Origin of the sequence: Persicitalea jodogahamensis (assembly GCF_014651615.1) — a bacterium.
Classification (GTDB): Bacteria; Bacteroidota; Bacteroidia; order Cytophagales; family Spirosomataceae; genus Persicitalea; species Persicitalea jodogahamensis.
Window position 1 is genome coordinate 145,876 of record NZ_BMXF01000002.1, and the last position, 17,655, is coordinate 163,530.

The 17,655-nt window shown below is 52.3% G+C and carries 16 protein-coding genes; 12 read left to right on the plus strand and 4 right to left on the minus strand.

Annotation, left to right across the window (positions count from 1 at the left end; translation table 11 throughout):
* Positions 1-275 precede the first annotated feature (275 nt).
* From IE117_RS10705 to IE117_RS10715, 3 genes are read left to right on the plus strand one after another with little or no spacing between them, the layout of a single operon-like run.
* Positions 276-1,328: a hypothetical protein gene (locus IE117_RS10705; protein WP_189564422.1), complete on the plus strand. Its 1,053-nt coding sequence runs from the start codon at positions 276-278 to the stop codon at positions 1,326-1,328.
* A 1-nt stretch (position 1,329) separates the two neighbouring features.
* On the plus strand, positions 1,330-1,800 hold the full coding sequence (locus IE117_RS10710; protein ID WP_189564423.1) for a hypothetical protein: 471 nt from the start codon (positions 1,330-1,332) through the stop codon (positions 1,798-1,800).
* Positions 1,801-1,860: 60 nt separating this feature from the next.
* Entirely contained in the window at positions 1,861-3,432 is a 1,572-nt protein-coding gene (locus IE117_RS10715) for a HAMP domain-containing sensor histidine kinase (protein WP_229580720.1), read from the plus strand.
* Between the two features lie 34 nt (positions 3,433-3,466).
* On the opposite strand, the gene IE117_RS10720 is transcribed toward IE117_RS10715, so the two are convergent.
* Entirely contained in the window at positions 3,467-5,251 is a 1,785-nt protein-coding gene (locus IE117_RS10720; RefSeq protein ID WP_189565333.1) for a gamma-glutamyltransferase family protein, read from the minus strand.
* 503 nt (positions 5,252-5,754) lie between these two features.
* On the opposite strand from IE117_RS10720, the gene IE117_RS10725 reads away from it, so the two are divergent.
* Together IE117_RS10725 and IE117_RS10730 are read left to right on the plus strand one after the other, a co-directional pair.
* Positions 5,755-6,669 carry a glycerophosphodiester phosphodiesterase family protein gene (locus IE117_RS10725; protein WP_189564424.1) on the plus strand — a complete coding sequence of 305 codons (915 nt, stop codon included), beginning with the start codon at positions 5,755-5,757 and terminating at the stop codon, positions 6,667-6,669.
* Between the two features lie 272 nt (positions 6,670-6,941).
* Entirely contained in the window at positions 6,942-8,468 is a 1,527-nt protein-coding gene (locus IE117_RS10730) for a GH3 auxin-responsive promoter family protein (RefSeq protein ID WP_189564425.1), read from the plus strand.
* A gap of 21 nt (positions 8,469-8,489) precedes the next feature.
* Here IE117_RS10730 and IE117_RS10735 read toward each other — a convergent pair whose 3' ends face one another.
* The gene (locus IE117_RS10735) at positions 8,490-8,966 is read right to left on the minus strand and encodes a flavin reductase family protein (protein ID WP_189564426.1); all 477 of its coding nucleotides are present in this window, start codon (positions 8,964-8,966) and stop codon (positions 8,490-8,492) included.
* Positions 8,967-9,170: 204 nt separating this feature from the next.
* Here IE117_RS10735 and IE117_RS10740 point away from each other — a divergent pair, with 204 nt between their 5' ends.
* The 7 genes from IE117_RS10740 (at position 9,171) to IE117_RS10770 (ending at position 15,237) form a co-directional block, all read left to right on the plus strand.
* Positions 9,171-10,076 (plus strand): class I SAM-dependent methyltransferase, encoded by a 906-nt coding sequence (locus IE117_RS10740; RefSeq protein ID WP_189564427.1) that lies wholly within the window; start codon positions 9,171-9,173, stop codon positions 10,074-10,076.
* 79 nt (positions 10,077-10,155) lie between these two features.
* Complete coding sequence (locus IE117_RS10745) at positions 10,156-11,091, plus strand: glycoside hydrolase family protein (protein WP_189564428.1); 936 nt, start codon at positions 10,156-10,158, stop codon at positions 11,089-11,091.
* Between the two features lie 218 nt (positions 11,092-11,309).
* The gene (locus IE117_RS10750) at positions 11,310-12,128 is read left to right on the plus strand and encodes a phytanoyl-CoA dioxygenase family protein (RefSeq protein ID WP_189564429.1); all 819 of its coding nucleotides are present in this window, start codon (positions 11,310-11,312) and stop codon (positions 12,126-12,128) included.
* 47 nt (positions 12,129-12,175) lie between these two features.
* A complete protein-coding gene (locus tag IE117_RS10755; RefSeq protein ID WP_229580723.1) occupies positions 12,176-13,144 on the plus strand; it encodes a glycosyltransferase family 2 protein in 969 nt (322 codons plus the stop codon).
* Entirely contained in the window at positions 13,141-13,908 is a 768-nt protein-coding gene (locus IE117_RS10760) for a glycosyltransferase family 2 protein (protein WP_229580725.1), read from the plus strand. Before IE117_RS10755 ends, IE117_RS10760 begins: the two co-directional genes overlap by 4 nt.
* A gap of 15 nt (positions 13,909-13,923) precedes the next feature.
* Positions 13,924-14,649 carry a phosphatase PAP2 family protein gene (locus IE117_RS10765; protein WP_189564431.1) on the plus strand — a complete coding sequence of 242 codons (726 nt, stop codon included), beginning with the start codon at positions 13,924-13,926 and terminating at the stop codon, positions 14,647-14,649.
* 39 nt (positions 14,650-14,688) lie between these two features.
* On the plus strand, positions 14,689-15,237 hold the full coding sequence (locus tag IE117_RS10770) for a DNA-3-methyladenine glycosylase I (RefSeq protein ID WP_189564432.1): 549 nt from the start codon (positions 14,689-14,691) through the stop codon (positions 15,235-15,237).
* 49 nt (positions 15,238-15,286) lie between these two features.
* On the opposite strand, the gene IE117_RS10775 is transcribed toward IE117_RS10770, so the two are convergent.
* Positions 15,287-16,204: a PfkB family carbohydrate kinase gene (locus tag IE117_RS10775; RefSeq protein WP_189564433.1), complete on the minus strand. Its 918-nt coding sequence runs from the start codon at positions 16,202-16,204 to the stop codon at positions 15,287-15,289.
* Between the two features lie 95 nt (positions 16,205-16,299).
* Positions 16,300-17,628 (minus strand): xylose isomerase, encoded by a 1,329-nt coding sequence (gene xylA / locus IE117_RS10780; RefSeq protein ID WP_189564434.1) that lies wholly within the window; start codon positions 17,626-17,628, stop codon positions 16,300-16,302.
* Between the last annotated feature and the right edge of the window lie 27 nt (positions 17,629-17,655).

Below are 17,655 nucleotides of genomic sequence, written 5' to 3' on the forward strand. Positions count from 1 at the left end.
GCCTGGCCCGCCCGCTGCGCCGATGCGCCCCCCCCTGGCATCAAGGGCCAAAATGAACGGCCCAAGGGGTGGAATAAGGGGGTGAATGGTTTGCTGCGGATGCAGCACCGTTCACTAATTGAATGCTACGATTCTTTGATATTCAGGCCTCTAAGGTGTACCTTTAAGCCCTGGATTTCTCACTACGGCCCGCCTTCGGAGCAAACTGAGAGTCTACATTCCGCGCCGAATTCTTCATACTATGTGCCTATATTATTTACTCAACGTTATTTTTCATGAACCACATTATAAAACCGGGGCTTCGGATCCTCCCGATTGTCCTCCTGGCGTTGACCAACGCCCAAATCTTCGCCCAGAACAACACGCAAATCAGAGGATTTGTGGACGTGTCGGCTACCTACAGCAACGATAAGGTTTCTTTTGGACTGGGCGAACAGGATCTGTTTATTACCTCAGACCTGAACGACAGATTGTCTTTTCTGGGGGAAACTGTTTTTAAATTCGATCCCGAATCTGAAACGCAGTTTTCGGTAAGCATTGAAAGAATAATCCTGAAATACAATTACAAGGGGAATCATAATATCCTGATCGGCAAGCACCACACGCCTATCAACTATTGGAACGATACCTACCACCATGGCCGGGTCTTCTTTCCCACGGTCGGGCGTCCGCTGATTTTTTCCAGCGAGTTATTTCCCCTGCATACCACGGGCATCAGTTTTCAGGGGCTCAATCTCGGGCCGCTCCGGTTTGGCTACGACCTCATGATCGGCAACGGCATCGGATCGACAGACGTCCTCGACCTGGATAAAGGCAAATCGGTCACGGCCGCGATTCATATCAAACCGCGGGATGCCCTGCGGATCGGACTCTCGTATTATTACGACAGAATACCTGGCGGAATAGAATTGCACAGTCACACCGGCGGACCACCCAGCATATCGTCGAGGCTGGATGAGCAGCTGGTCACGTTGTCGGTGGCCAATTTCGGCGAAAAGCTCGAATTGCTGGCAGAAAGTACTTTGGCTCTGACAAACTCCGATTCCACCGGCAAGCAGCAGTCCTTTTTTTCCTATGCGTACCTGGGCTACAAGCTGACGGACAAAGTGACGCCTTACGTCCGGGTCGATCACTTATCCTACTCCGACCACGAGCATGACCACGAGCACGGCGGTGTCGAATCTGTCGGGAACACGATTGCTTACCAGGCAGGGTTGAGATACCAGATCAACTACCTCGCTACAGCCAAGATAGAATTCCAAAACAGACGCACTGGGCAGCAGCCTTCTGTAAACATGATCACCACTCAGTTCGCAATCGGATTCTGACATGAAAAATAGCAAAAAGAACTACCTTAAATATAGCATACCCAGGCTCGTGCTGTCGTGTATAGCCGTGCTGGCCGTCATGCAGGTTTACGCACAGGAAAGCCTCTCGGTTATTGCCAATCAGGAAGGCGCACCTACCGAACTCTCGTTCAAGGAACTCAAATCGGTATTTCTGGGAGAGAAGCAAAGATGGGATACGGGAAACAAAGTGATGATTGCCCTGATGAAAACCAATACCAAGCTGGGGCTAACGGTGTGCAACAAGGTGTACGGTATGAAGCCCGACCAGATGAATAAGTACTGGCTGGCCCTCGTTTTCCAGGGCAGGGTTTCGGCGCCTTACTACTTCAATTCCCCTACTGACCTGCAGAATTTTGTCGCGCAGAATCCGGGGGCGGTGGGCATTCTTGACGAAAGAGTTGAAAACTCCGATATCAAAACCGTTTCGGTCGATGGTAAGAAATCGATATAAATCCTTCTTCTCGTTTCAGCCCCTGCGTTACTGACATTCATAAACTCCAAGAGCATGGAAATGGTACTTAACCTAAAATCCAAGATTTGGCTGACGGTGGCCGCGGTGGTGCTGATGTTCTCGTTTTTTACGCTTTATTATTTTCCCGATCAGCAAGCAAAACTGCTGTACGATAATTATAATACGGAAATCCAGAACCTGGCCAATACGGTTTCGCTGGGCGTAAAAATCGGGATGACGGAGCAGAACTTTGAGGGCGTACAGATGGCCATGGAATTCGTCAAGAACGATCCTCGTCTTGAGTTTGTCTATCTTCTTCAAGTAGACACGGTCTGGAATGAGGCACATACTTCCTTTGTGTTGGAAGACAAGCTTTTCAAAGCATTTCCCGCCAATAAGGAGATAAACCTGGGGGCCGTGTCCAACGATTCATCCATCGTCAAGCGGTCGTCGTTCGAGACGCCGGTCATTTCCGGGGCAGTGCTTATCGGCTTCTCCACGGAAGCCATCAATATTGGCAAGCAGCGCATCAGGGTAGTTTCTCTGCTGGTGAGCGGCCTGGTGCTGGGCATAGGGATCGTGCTGGGTTTTGTGCTGGCCCGAAATATCTCGGGGCCCGTCATGGATTTGCGTTCGGCGGCCATCCGGGTAAGTCAGGGGGATTTTACCCCCAGGGTGGACTGTAAGTCGAATGACGAGATCGGTGACCTCGGAAAATCGTTCAATATCATGGTCGATTACCTTTCGAGAACTACCCAAAAGTTGAAAGAGGCGAATCAGTCGCTGGCCACTACCAACGATGCCCTGCATAACACAGTCTTGGAGTTGAACGCCACTCAAAATCAACTTATCCAGAAAGAGAAAATGGCCTCGCTGGGTGAACTTACGGCGGGTATCGCCCACGAAATCCAGAATCCTCTGAATTTTGTCAATAATTTTTCGTCGGTCAACCAGAATCTCATCGACGAAATGCTGGAAGAGCTGGAAAAGGGAGATGTGGAAGAAGCCACCGCAATTGCGAACGATATAAAGGTCATGGCAGAAAAAATCGGTTCGCACGGCAAGCGGGCGGATGCCATCGTAAAGGGAATGCTGCAGCATTCGCGCAGCAGCACGGGCGAAAAAAAGCCGATCGACCTGAATGCCCTGGCGGAGGAGTACCTGCGGCTGAGCTACCACGGGTTACGCGCCAAGGACACCTCTTTCGTGGCTGATTACAAAACTGATCTTGATGAGGCTATCGGGCAGGTGGAGGCTGCCCCGGAAGATCTGTCTAGGGTACTGCTGAACCTGTGTAACAATGCTTTCTACTCCGTCACTGAAAAAAAGAAGCAAGCCGACAAAACCTACAAACCATCGGTGGTAGTCAGTACCAGACGGATGGATGGTAAGGTTGAGATTTCGGTCAAAGACAACGGGACGGGGATCCCGGAAAAAGTGTTGAGCAAAATCTTCAATCCATTTTTTACCACCAAGCCAGCCGGACAAGGTACCGGGCTGGGCCTATCGTTAAGTTATGACATCGTAGTCAAAGGGCATGGCGGGGAGCTGAGCGTAAAAACGCACGAAGGGCAGGGGACCGAGTTTATTATTCAACTACCTTATCACCAGGCCGCTGTATTATCAACCTGACGAAGCTTCCGGTCGGTGCCCGTTGCGATTTACTTCACCATCCGATTCCGTAATCCTCCCCGTGGTTACTCGACCCGCCCCATAGGCTACCGTGCTCCCAATCGAAGTATATGGCGTTGATCGGGCCGCTGGTGCGGTCGTAGAAGGTGAGGGTATAGCCCAGCTTTTTGAGTTCGTCACGGACTTTTTCGGGGGTACTTTCATTTAGCAGCAGCTGGCCGGGCTTGGGTTGCCGGTCTTCGGTTTTGGTGCCTCCCAGCGACAGCCAAAGCTGATTGGAGTTGAAATTGGCCGCTTCGGTCGCCTGCTGCACCGTCATCCCGAACTCCACCATATTGAGAAAAAATTGCAGCAGGTTCTGATCCTGCGTATCGCCGCCCTGCACGGCGAATGAAACGAACGGCTTGCCACCTTTCAAAGCCAGCGAGGGCGTCAGCGTCACGCGGGGGCGCTTGCCGGGTTCCACCACGTTGTAGGGATTGAGGGAGGCGTCCAACACAAAACTCTGCATCCGCTGGCTCATGCCTACGCCCGTATTGCCCGCAATGCAGGCCGGAATCCAGCCGCCGCTCGGGGTAATCGAAACTACCCAGCCTTCTTCGTCGGCTGCCTCCACGGTTGTGGTGCCGCGCCAAAGGCGATCCTGGTAGTCGACCATCGAGGAGCCGTTGCGCAGGTCGTGCGTCGGGGCGAAGTTCCTTTGGCTGGTGTCCATCTCGTAGCCCCGGGCTTTCAGCAGATCCAGGTAGGGGTTCTTTTTACCTTCAAAAGGGTAGGGGTCGCCCGGCCCGATGTTGGGGTCGTTTTTGTCGTATTGAATGACCGAAGCGCGTTGCTTGGCGTATTGCTTACTCAGCAGGCCTTCCATCGGCTCGGCGGGTGGGGCATAGGAATCACCGTAGTAAAAGTCCCGGTCGGCAAAAGCCAGGTTCATCGCCTGATACACCGTATGGATGTACTTTGCACTGTTGTAGCCCATCGGTTTCAGGTCGAAGTTTTCCAGGATATTCAGGGCTTGCAACAGCACCGGCCCCTGCGTCCACTGCTGCATCTTATAAACCTCGATGCCTTTGTAATCGACCGATAACGGTGTTTCTTCCAGCGGTTTCCATTTTGCCAAATCCTCCATCGTGAACAAACCGCCCTGCTCCTGACTGCCCCGCACGATTTCCCGGGCAATATCACCCTTATAAAAACGGTCGTAGGCGGCCATGATCGCGTCCTTACGACTTTTACCCTGTTTTATGGCCGTTTTCTCGGCTTCCACCAATTTGGTTAGGGTTTGCAACAGGTCTTTCTGCACAAAAATCTCGCCCGCCTCGGGGGCTTCGCGTTTCTCGCCGGGATGCGTCAGGAATACCTTCTTGCTGTAAGGCCACTGCTTGATCTGCTCCTTGCCGCGCTCGATGCTGTTGGCCGTTTGGGCGTCGATGGGATAGCCCGCCGCCATTTCTATGGCGGGACCCAGTACTTGTTCCAGACTCAGGGTACCGTAGTTGGCGAGCATGTGCAGCAGACCGCCGGGTGTGCCGGGCGTGGTGGCCGCCAGCGGGCCGTATTCGGGCGGGAAGTTGTAGCCTTTGCCTTTGAAAAACTCCGGCGTCGCACCCGCAGGGGCTACGCCCATCGCGTTGATGGCGATTACTTTTTTGGTTTTAGGGTTGTAGATCAAAGCCTGGGTTTCTCCGCCCCAGCTCAGCACGTCCCACATGGTGCAGGTGGCCGCCAGCATGGCGCAGGCCGCGTCCACGGCATTGCCGCCCTTCTGGAAAGTGGCGGCCCCGGCGGTAGCGGCCAGCGGTTTGCCCGTGATAGCCATCCAGTGTTTACCGTGCAGCGGGGGTTTTTGGGTTTGCTGGGCGAGGGCGGGGGAGAGGCACAAGGTGGCAAAGCCTAAAAGTACCAAAGCGGTAGGGTAGTGGCTGACTTTGCCGAGGCTTGATCTGACAGCAGACTTCATTTTGGCAAGATGAGTGAAGATGTGTTTCATGGGATCGGTTCGGTTGAATGAAGTCTGGGAAGTACCTTTCCGGTAAAAATACTCATTTTTTTAAGAGAGTAAATTCCCTGGATTCGACTTCTGTGAGAAAGCAAAAATTCAATGTGTGATAAGAGCGGGTGGAGGCAAGGATTGAAATTTTAGGCGTAGTTTTGTTCAAAACTACCAACGATTGCTGTGTCCGCAATCATTGACTTTGCATAGCTCAATATTAACGGCACTTACTCCTGCGCCGATTGTCCGCAATGGTAGTTTTGATGACACGAAGAGGCTGGTCCTCAGGAATATTGACTGTTGAAGGTATCTGATTTTTACGACTGAAAATGAAACTTATTTCTACCCCCTTGCTATCCCATACCCTGTCACTGTGTGCCTTTGCCACTTTGTGGCTTTGTGCTTCCGCAAAAGCCCAAACCTTCGATCTGCAGGGCCACCGCGGCTGTCGGGGGCTGATGCCTGAAAATTCTTGGCCTGCCTTTGAAAAGGCACTGGAGCTGGGCGTCACGACGCTGGAAATGGACGTGGTCATTTCTAAGGACCGCCAGGTGGTAGTTTCGCACGAGCCGTATTTCCTGAATAGTTATGCCCTCGACCCGAACGGCTCATCCATCGAGAAGGGAAAAAACGATAACCTTTACACACTGACATACGCCCAGATTAAAAAGTACGACACTGGCTCGAAGGGAAATGCTGATTTTCCTGAACAGCAAAAGCTCAAAACCTACAAGCCATTATTGAGCGAAGTACTAAAAAATGCGGAAGCCTACTGCCGGACTCATAACCGTCCGCCCGTAGCGTACAACATCGAGATTAAAAGCGAAGCATCAGAGTACGATAAGTCACAGCCGCAGCCCGCCGCTTTCTCGGAATTGGTATATAAAATCATCAAAGAAAATGTCCCGCTGGAACGGGTGACGCTGCAAAGCTTCGATTTCGAAGTCTTGAAGTACTGGCAGAAGCAGATGGAAACCGGAAAGTACCAAAAGGTGAAGCTGGCCGCGCTGGTCTCCAACCTGAAAGGGATAGAACGAAACCTCGATGATCTGGGCTTTACGCCCGCCATTTACAGCCCTTACTACAAATTGCTCTCCCAGGAAAAGGTAGCTCAACTCCACCAAAAAGGCATGCAGGTAATCCCCTGGACGGTCAACGACCCTGCCGCCATGCGTGAGGTGAAAGCAATGGGGGTGGACGGGCTGATCACCGACTATCCGGATCGGTATTTGGAGTTGAAATGAAGACGGCGGACGTCCGTTCTGATTCAGCGCGCAAATCTCGTCACAAGTACCCATGGGGATTCGGTTTTGATTATATCAGCGAACATTTTGGCTTTACTTTCCCGGGGTGTCTCAAAATCAGAACCGGATAGGGGTAGTTTTGCATTGCCATTTCTTTTTCTGGTGATTTAATCCCTAAGTTTGATCAGCCGAACTACCATTCATCGCGCTACCTGCATACACCGAATCGGCACGGAAGCAGTCCTTCTCCGCACATAATCCCCTCAAAAAATATGGAAATGGTCAACGACATGATTGTCTGGTTTATGAAGCGACGTTTGCCGCGTATCCAGGAATTCATGGCACATCCCATCGAGACCCAGGAGCGGGTTTTTCAGGAACTGATTGCCACCGCCCGCTACACCGAATGGGGAATGCGGTACAATTATGGCCAGATCAAAACGGTGCAGGAATTCCGGGAGCAGGTACCGGTTTCAACTTACGAAACATTGTTCCCCTATATCGAGCGGGTTTTAAAAGGAGAACCAAACGTGCTGTGGCCGTCGCCGGTAGAACATTTTTCCAAATCATCGGGCACCACCAATGCCCGCAGCAAGTACATCCCCGTCACCCCCGAGTCGCTGGAAGAGTGCCATTACATGGGCGGCAAGGACATGATGACGCTGCTCGTGGCCAACAAACCTGACACCAATGTTTTTAGCGGTAAAGGGTTGTCCATTGGCGGTACCATTGGACCTAACCCCTACAACCCGCAGACGCAGGCGGGTGATGTCTCGGGGGTGATCATGCAAAACCTGCCCGCCTGGGGACAGCTCATCCGGACGCCGCCGCTGGAAGTGGCCCTCCTGGATAATTGGGAAGAGAAGCTGGCTAAAATGGCCGAAATATGCGCCCAGGAGAATGTCACGAGTATACTGGGCGTTCCGACCTGGACCATTGTGCTGCTGGATCGTATCATGGAGGAGCAGGGAGCGAAATCGATGCTTGAAGTGTGGCCCGATTTCGAGGTTTTCGTCCACGGAGCGGTGGCGTTTCATCCTTACCGCGAGCTTTTCACCAAAAAATATTTTCCTTCCCCGCATCCCTACTACCTCGAAACCTACAATGCTTCTGAGGGCTTCATCGCCTTGCAGGACGACCTGGCCAAGCCGGGCGAGATGCTGCTGATGCTCGACTACGGCATATTCTACGAATTCATGCCGTTGGAAGAAATCGGAAAAGATCACCCGCGTACCCTGACGCTCGACGAAGTGGAACTCGACAAAAGTTACGCCCTCATCATGTCCACCAACAGCGGACTGTGGCGCTACCAAATCGGCGATACCGTCAAGTTTACGTCCAGGTACCCCTTTCATCTTAAGATCAGCGGTCGCACCAAGCACTTTATCAATGCCTTCGGTGAGGAACTGGTCGTGGAGAACGCCGAAGCTGCCATCACGGAGGCCAGCGCCCAGACCGGAGCCGTGGTGAGTGACTTCACCGCCGGACCCGTATACATGGGAGACGGCTCCAAGGGACGCCACGAATGGATCATCGAGTTTTCGCAGGAACCCAGCGACCACGCCAAGTTTATGGACCTGTTGGATAAAACCCTGCGGCGGGTAAATTCCGACTATGATGCCAAGCGCTTTCAGGACATGGCCTTACTCAAACCCTTGGTTCACATCGTGCCTCAGGGTACTTTCTACGCCTGGATGGGCCGGAGGCACAAGCTTGGCGGTCAAAACAAAGTACCCCGGTTAAGCAACGACCGCGTCTATCTGGATGAGATTTTAGAAGTCATCGGACAAGAAAAATAAGCGGGCAGGGGACCCGTTTTCTCATCCTCTCACCAAACCCTTTTCCCGTAAAAAGTGGTGGGTCATCACCTTTTTCTCAGGGTGCAGCACAGTCTGCTTCAACACTTCACAGACAACTACCTCGTGATCGCCGCTGTCGGCGGAGCCGGTCACCTGGCATTGCACATACCCCACGGCTTCGGTGAGGTAGGGGCATCCGCGCTCGTCTGTTTCGCACGCAAGGTTTTTGAACTTATCCGTATCCCGGCCACTTTTGCGGCCTAGCCGGGCAATTAGTTTGGTTTGCTCCTCGGCCAACAAATTCACGTTAAGAATACCGCTTTCCTTCACCAATTCCAGTGTGTAATCCGTCTTATCCAGCGCCACACAGAGCATCTTGCCTCCCATCGCTGTCTGGGTGATCCACATCGCGATGTTGGCGTTCCGGCGTCCGTCCGGGGTGGCGGTAGTGATGGAGTGGATGTCGTAATTTTTATATTTTAGCAACCGGCGGGCCATAGGTACCTGACTTCTGAATAGGTGAATACGTAGAGACGGTGTTACTCAAAAACACTGCCTTCATTATTTTCTGAAACGGGTATCCCGGGCGAAAGGTTATCGGCCATCCCGCTGCGGCTCGACAAGAAGCTCGGCAAATCTGAGTGCACTTCCCGGAAAATGACTAATTTTGCGCGATAAATGAGCCGTTAATTCATCGCCCGTATGACCCATCCCGAATTTCTGGACGCCCTCGTCTGCCCCACTACCCATACCGCCCTGACCATTGCCGATGATGGCAAAAGCCTGACCAGTCAGGATGGCGTAACCTACGAAGTAGGCGATACGGGGATCGTCAATATGCTCTACCCCAAGGAACTGCTGCCGGGAGATGCCCACGAGCAATACCTATACGACCAGGCTTTCCTGCGTTACGATCGGGGCGTTTCCTGGGTGTTCGAGACCCTGGACCATTCCGACGAAGCCGCCACGCGTCAGTTTATGATCAGCCTGATGGATCTGAAACCCGGTATGACGGCCCTGGAAGTAGGTGCCGGCACGGGGAAAGATTCAGCCCTGATTCTTGAAAAAGTTAAACCCGGCGGTACGGCCGTGCTGTCCGATCTGTCGCCCAATATGTTGAAACTGGCGCAGGACAAGCTGAACACCGCTGAGGTGAATGTGCATTACTTCTTGGGGAATGGCTCGTACCTGCCCTTCAAGGATGACACTTTCGATGCCGTGTTTCACTTTGGCGGGATCAATACTTTTTCTGAACGCAAAAAAGCCTTCGACGAACTTACCCGGGTGGTACGTCCCGGCGGAAAAGTCGTGGTAGGTGACGAAAGCATTGCTCCCTGGATGCGCAGCCAACCCACCTACCAAACCCTCCTGAAAGCCAATCCACTTTTTCGGGCTGAGGTGCCGATGGAAGACGTCCCGGCTAACGTCGAAAATTTCAAGTTGCACTACATTTTCGGCAACGCTTTCTACGTGATGGAATACACCGTAAGAGAAAATGCCCCCGAAATCGATATAGATCTGCCTATCCCCGGCAAGGATTTTGTAGATAACTGGCGGCTAAGGGCGGAGAAAGCCAATGATACAATGAGTGAATCAGAGAATGAGTGAATAGGTCAGAGCGGGCAAAAGCAATATTCACCGCACGAGCTGCCCCGTCCTTCTATCATTCAAAATTCAAAATTGACCTATGTGGATTAAGAAAGGAGTAGTATACAAACCCGACGGCACAATGCCGCACAGCGTGTCGCACGCGCAGGTGCCGTTTGCCTACAAGCACGACGACTTTTTACGGATATATTTTTCCTCTCGTGATGCGCAGGGGCAGTCGCGGCCTACGTTTATCGACGTAGATTATGATGATCCGTCGAAAATTCTCTACATCCACGATAAGCCCGTACTGGAACTTGGCGGACCGGGCGAGTACGACGAAACGGGGGCCATGCCCGCCTGGTTTGTGAATCGGCCCAATGGTGATATCTGGCTGTATTACACGGGATGGAACCGTACCTGGAACTCCTACCGGCTTTCGATGGGCTTATCGGTGAGTCACGATGGTGGCCTGACTTTCAAGAAGATGTTCCGAGGGCCCATCATGGATCGCAGTATTGAGAATCCGCTCTGGGCGGCGCAGCCTTCGGTACTGATCGACGAGGATGGCACCTGGCGGATGTGGTACATTTCGGGCCACAAGTGCGAATATATCCACGGCTATCCCGAGCCATTTTACCGGGGACAATCGGCCATTTCGAAAGATGGTATCCACTGGGAAATCAGCGATGTTCCGACTCTTGAGTTCGACGATTTCCTCCACGCTGTGGGCCGGCCCAGTGTATTCAAAGAGGACGGGCTTTATAAAATGTATTACTCCTACCGCCACACCCGCGACTATCGTACCGATCGTAACCAAAGTTACCGATTGGGTTACGCGGAGTCGAAAGATGGAACTCACTGGGACCGGAAGGATGAGTTGGTAGGTATTGCCAAATCGGAAAATCCGGAGGACTTTGATTATCAAATGATCAATTACGCTCACCGCTATGAACATAAGGGCAAAAAGTACCTGCTCTACAATGGCAATGGCTTTGGGGCGGCGGGTTTTGCCTATGCAGTTTGGGAAGAGTAGTCCGGTGGAAAGCGACAAAGTTCTGGGGGAAGTTGAGATGTCGAACCAGACAAGCGTAAAGTGACCAGCCACGAACCAGGTTTACCGACCAGACTCTAAACGATTCAACTCCTTACGCCATTCACTCAAAAAAAAATATGAATTAGTCCAGGTTATACGTTTGGTCATTTAGACTCAGGCGTGATAATTGCGTTGATTTATACACACATGATAACATTATGACAAAAGAGAGAGAACAACTGAATAAAGACGGTTACGTGCTGCTGCGCGGATTTTTGGATAAAAATACCGTTTCAGAAATTTATCGGGAAGCACGTGAAATATTTTCCGAGCAGATCAAACGCGTAACGGGCCGGACGGTAGACATTGACGACCGCGACGCTTTCGAAAACGCCATGTTCGAGTTTTTTGAGAAAGACTTCGATGCCTTTGTCAACACGGGCAAAACCGTACAGCATACATTTAGCCTGCATCGGCTGGCGGTGAGCGACAAAATTGAAAAAGTGTTGAAGGATCTGGGGATCGAGAAACCCGTGATCGGAGCGCGTCCCGCGATGCAGTTCAATAGCCGTTTCCTGTCAAAAGGCGGTAGCAAGCACTGGAAACTCGATGCGCACCAGGATTGGCGTACCGGGCAGGGCTCACTCGATAGCACGGTTATCTGGTTTCCAATGGTGGACGCTGGCACCGACATCGGGGCCTTGCAGGTTATTCCCGGCAGCCACACGACCGGCCTAATGGAAGCAAGTACCTCCGGTTACCAAGGGGGGATCACTGCGGCCCTGAAGGTTGAAGATTTTGTGCAGACCGAGTTTCAGGTGGGGGATATGCTCGTTTTCTCTTCATTCCTGGTGCACCAGTCGGGCAACAACGTGACGAATAACATCCGATGGTCAGTGCAATTGCGCTACAACAATCTCGCCGAGCCAACCTTCATCGAGCGTGGCTATCCGATGGCCTACCTCTACAAGCCCGAACCCGACCTGGTCACTCCCAATTTTCCGACCGTTGAGCAGCTTAAAGAGGTTTACAAGTAGATATGAATTATGAGGAAGTGATCACTCAATCATTTACTGATTCACGATTGAAAGTAAGCGTAACCATTCTCACCTACAATCAGGTGGCCTTTATCGGGCAGGCCATCGAGAGTGCGCTCAATCAGCAGACTGATTTTGCGTACGAAATTCTGGTGGGTGATGATTTCTCCACCGACGGGACGCGGGAAGTGATTCTTGATTACCAGAAACGCTTTCCTGATTTAGTAAAACCCGTTCTGCATAAAAAGAATCTGGGCCAGAATGGACTTTTCAATACCATTGAAACGCTCAAACTCGCCCAGGGAAAGTACATCGCCCCGCTCGACGGCGACGATTACTGGACCAGTCCCGACAAACTGCAGAAACAGGTGGATTTCATGGAAAGCCATCCCGATTTCTCGGCCTGTTTCCACAATGCCCTCATTACCTACGAGGATGGTTCTCCCGCTCAGGAAGTGAATGCCGCCGACCAGAAAATGGTCATCGGCATGGACGACCTCATCGGCGAGGATGAGATTTGGTTCATGGCGACCTCGGCCGTCATGTTCAAAAATGGTCTGGTGCACTATCCCGAATGGTTTTTGAAATCGACGAGCGGGGATATTCCGCGCTACGTTATTTTGGCTAAACACGGGCCGATCGGCTACGTACCGGGCACGATGTCGGTGTACCGTAAAAACAAAGCGGGCGCCAGCTTCAAAGATCACTACCGCGACGCTCGTTTCCTGCGCAACCGCATCATGATGTACGAGGGCATCAACGGTGAAACGGAACGTCGGTACAATTCCTCCCTGCGACTTAACATCGCCCGCTACTACCGGATGATGCTTGATGCCCGGCAGTATTCACGAAGCTATTTCCGGCGGGCAGCCTTGGCGGTGAAGTATTTGCGTTTTCGGCAACCCGATCCAACAGAGGCGAAAGAAATATGTCGTGACTACCTTATCCCCAAGTGGATGATGCGCGTTTACAGCTTCTTCGCTTTGCTGCCGCATCGCTTCCGCCAGACATCATGATGAAGGTTTCGGTGTGTGTGCCCACTTACCAGCACGAATCCTATATCGCGCAGATGTTGGATGGAGCATTGACGCAACAGACTACCTTTCCGTACGAAATTGTCGTCGGTGACGACGGTTCCAGGGATCGTTCTCCGGCGATCATCCGCGCCTACGCTGAAAAGTACCCTGATCAAATCAGAGCGTACCTGCACCCCGAAAATCTGGGGCCGAAGGAACCACGCGAATTTGCGGGCCGCAACAATGTTTTGTTCCTGCTCAAAGCCTGCCGGGGGGAGTACGTTGCTCTTTGCGAAGGCGATGACTACTGGACCGATCCGCATAAGTTGCAGAAACAGGTCGATTTCCTGGACGCTCATCCCGATTTCGTCATCTGTCATCATAACGTCCGCGTGACCTACGAGGACGGCTCACCCGAACATTTTTTCAATGCCCCCGACCAGAAAGCCATCTCGACCATTGATGATTTGCTGGCTGACCGTTGGTTTCTGGCCACGGCCAGCCTGCTCTACCGCAACTACTTCCTGACCGAGGATTTTGCCAACTGGCACGCTGAGGCCGCCGCCGGAGACTGGGCACTGGTACTGCAGCTGGCCGCGCGCGGCAACATTGGCTACCTGCCGGAGGTTATGGGAGTGTATCGCAAACATCGGGGGGGACTGAGTCATGTCCATGCACCCACCAATGAATGGTTCGTGCAGAATCGGAAGGAAATGTTCGAGAATGTGCGGGCATGGTTGGATTCCTTTAAACGCAATAATTGAAAAGGTAACGGAAGAATGAAAAAGCGGATAAAGGTTTTCTTGCTATTGGTATGGAGTGGTACTTTCCAAGTTCAGGGACAAACTATTACCGGGAATTTTACTTGGGATGCCATGCATTTGCCAGGTACTTCGACGGTTGGAATCGTAGTAAGCGATACCCTCGCGCCGGAGCCTTTCCGGGTCAGGCCACTTATTGTTCCGGCGGGACTGGCCGTAAGCGGATTGCTGGTGCAAGGCAAGATCAGTCGGCAATTGAATCGGCGAGTGGAAAGCCGTTATCCCGGCTATCGCACCAACGCCGACGATTATCTACTGTTCGCCCCGGTTGCCCTGGGTTTGGGCCTAAGTGTGGCGGGTGTGGAGGGCAGGCATCCGCTGGGCGAGCAGATAGTGCTGGCGATCATTTCGGGATTAGCCTCGCAAGGCGTCACCCAAACGATCAAGCTGATTGCAAAGTACCCCCGGCCTGATGGCACCACCTACGATGCTTTCCCTTCGGGCCACACCACCGGGGCGTTCACCTCGGCCACACTGCTGCATAAGGAATATGGCCACCGGAGCGTTTGGTATAGTGTGGGCGGGTACTCTGTGGCCTCAGGAGTGGGCGCATTGCGCATCATCAATAATCGCCATTGGCTGTCCGATGTACTTTTTGGCGCGGGCGTGGGCATAGGGGCAACAGAGGTAGTGTACATGGCGTATCCCTGGGTGAAGCGGAAGTTGAAGCGAAGAAAGAAGTAAAAACTGGCTTGCACGAACAGTGCTTTTCTGCAAAATGCCATGACCTACTGCGATTTTGTCAATAACAATTCGGCTGGAACGACGGACGCACTACTGCACAAACAGTATCACGATCACGAGTACGGATTTCCGCTGGAAGACGACGATGCGTTGTTTGGTCGCCTCCTTTTGGAAATCAATCAGGCAGGGCTGAGCTGGACCCTGATGCTGCGCAAGCAGGAGAATTTTCGCCTGGCCTACGATAATTTTTCCATCGAAAAAGTCGCTAACTACGGCGAGGAGGATGTCCAACGGCTACTTGGCGACGCGGGCATTATCCGGAATCGCCTCAAAATCAATGCTGCCGTTTTTAATGCCCGGCGCATTCTTGAATTGAAGGAAGAGTTTGGTACTTTCAAAACCTGGCTGGATAAACAGGCTCCGCTGACCAAAGCAGACTGGGTGAAGCTGTTCAGGAAAAACTTCCGTTTTGTGGGCGGAGAAATCGTGGGCTCATTTTTACTAAGTACCGGCTATCTTCCCGACGCGCACGACCCGGATTGCCCTGTTTTCTTAAAAACTGAACAAAGAAAAAGCCGCCCCGAATAGTATCAGGACGGCTTACAAATTTTATCGCACTTAATAGCGAGGGCAGTAATTAACGAATCTCGAAACTCGCCAACTGCACAAATTCCATTACTCTTCGGTTGATTTCTTCCTGCGTAAGATTGACCAGCCGCTCGCTACCAAACTTCTCGACGCAGAATGACGCCATCGCCGAGCCATAAATGATGGCCCGTTTCATGTTATCAAACGAGATGTCGTCGGTCTGGGCGAGGTAGCCGATGAAGCCACCCGCAAAGGTGTCACCTGCTCCCGTGGGATCGAAGACCTCTTCCAGCGGCAGAGCCGGGGCGAAGAAAATGCGATCGTCCTGAAACAGCAATGCGCCGTGTTCGCCTTTCTTGATGACCAGCGTTTTTGGGCCTTTCGCCATGATCACTTTCGCCGCTTTGCGCAGTGAATACTCGCCCGAAAGTTGTCGCGCCTCTTCGTCGTTGATCGTGAGCAGATCAATGAGTGGCAGCACGGCTTCCAGGTCGGGCATGGCAATGTCCATCCAGAAATTCATGGTGTCGAGCATCACCAGTTTGGGTCGCTTTTCCATGCGTTCGAGTACCAACTTTTGGACTGCTGGAGCGGTGTTACCGAGCATCAGGTACTCGCAACCCTGGTACGAAGCAGGAATGACGGGATCGAAATCGCCCATGACGTTGAGTTGCACGTCCACCGTGTCACGGCTGTTCATATCCTCATGGTACTTGCCCGACCAGAAGAAGGTTTTGCCCTCCTGCTTAATCTGTAATCCCTCGGTATCAATGCCATGCGACACCAGAACGTCGATCATTTCCTGAGGAAAATCGCCGCCGACGACGGCCACAAGATTATTTTTTTTGGTAAAATACGAAGCTGCCAGCGTGATGTACGTAGCGGCACCGCCGATGATTTTATCCGTTTTGCCAAAAGGCGTTTCAAGGGCGTCGAACGCCACGGATCCTACTGTGAGAAGACTCATTTAATTAATGAATAATGGATGATGAACAGTGGATAATGCCAAACCGGCACTATCCACTATTATCTTGTTTTCTTATAAATCTAACGGCCTGACTCTTAGATAAACTTATTAATCAGATTTTCCAGGTATTCCTGGCGACCGGAGGTAGTTGCGGGTTCGCCGTTTTCGGCGGCCAGTTGGAAGAGATCTTCCAGGCTGAGGTCGCCTTTTTCAAAGGCTGCCCCCTTGCCACCGTCAAAGCTGGCGTAGCGATCTTTACGAATTTTGTGGTACTCGCCATTTTGGATGATCTTGTCAGCAACGAGCAGGGCCCGGGCCACGACATCCATGCCGCCGATGTGAGCGTGGAAAATATCTTCCACATCGGTAGAGTTACGACGGCGCTTGGCGTCGAAATTGATGCCGCCGCCAGCCAGTCCACCCGCGTCGAGGATGATGAGCATAGCTTGCGTCCACTCCATGAGGTCGTTGGGGAATTGGTCCGTGTCCCAGCCGTTCTGGTAGTCGCCCCGGTTGGCATCGATGGAGCCAAGCAGTCCCGCGTCGGCGGCCACTTGCAGCTCGTGCTGGAAAGTATGGCCGGCCAGCGTGGCGTGGTTCACTTCCAGGTTCAGCGAGAAATCGTCCAGCAGATCATGCTGCCGCAGGAATCCAATGACCGTGGCGGCATCGTAGTCATACTGGTGTTTCGTAGGCTCGCAGGGCTTAGGCTCAATGAAGAATTTGCCCTGGAAGCCATTCTGGCGGGCGTAAGCCACGGCCAGTTTCAGCATTTGGGCAAAATGTTCCTGCTCGCGCTTCATGTCGGTATTGAGCAGCGTCATGTAGCCTTCGCGGCCACCCCAGAACACATAGTTCTCGCCACCCAGGGCGATGGTGGCATCCAGCGCCATCTTGATCTGAGCCCCAGCGTGGGTAGCCACTGCGAAATCAGGATTGGTGGAAGCCCCATTCATATAACGGTGATGGCTGAACAGGTTAGCTGTTCCCCAGAGGAGTTTTGCTCCGCTATCGGCTTGCTTTTGTTTGAGGTAGTCGGTAAGGGTTTTAATTCGCCCCTCGTTTTCGCGCACGTCATCGGCGTAGTCTACTACGTCCAGATCGTGAAAGCAGTAGTAGGGAGCACCGATTTTGGTAATGAATTCAAAAGCGGCGTCGGCCTTATCCTTGGCCCGTGCAACGGGGTCGCTTTTTTCATCCCACGGATAAAATAATGTTTGCCCGCCAAAGGGATCAAGACCCGAGCCGCAGAATGTGTGCCAGTACGCCACCGCAAAGCGCAGGTGTTCTTTCATGGTTTTTCCGCCTACCACGCGGTTTTCGTCATACCAGCGGAAAGCTAACGGGTTGTCGGTTTCGGGACCTTCGTATTTGATTTGTCCGACACCTTTAAAGTATTCGCGGTCTCCTAAGAGAATATCCATTTTGAATGTAGGTTATGAGAAATAAAT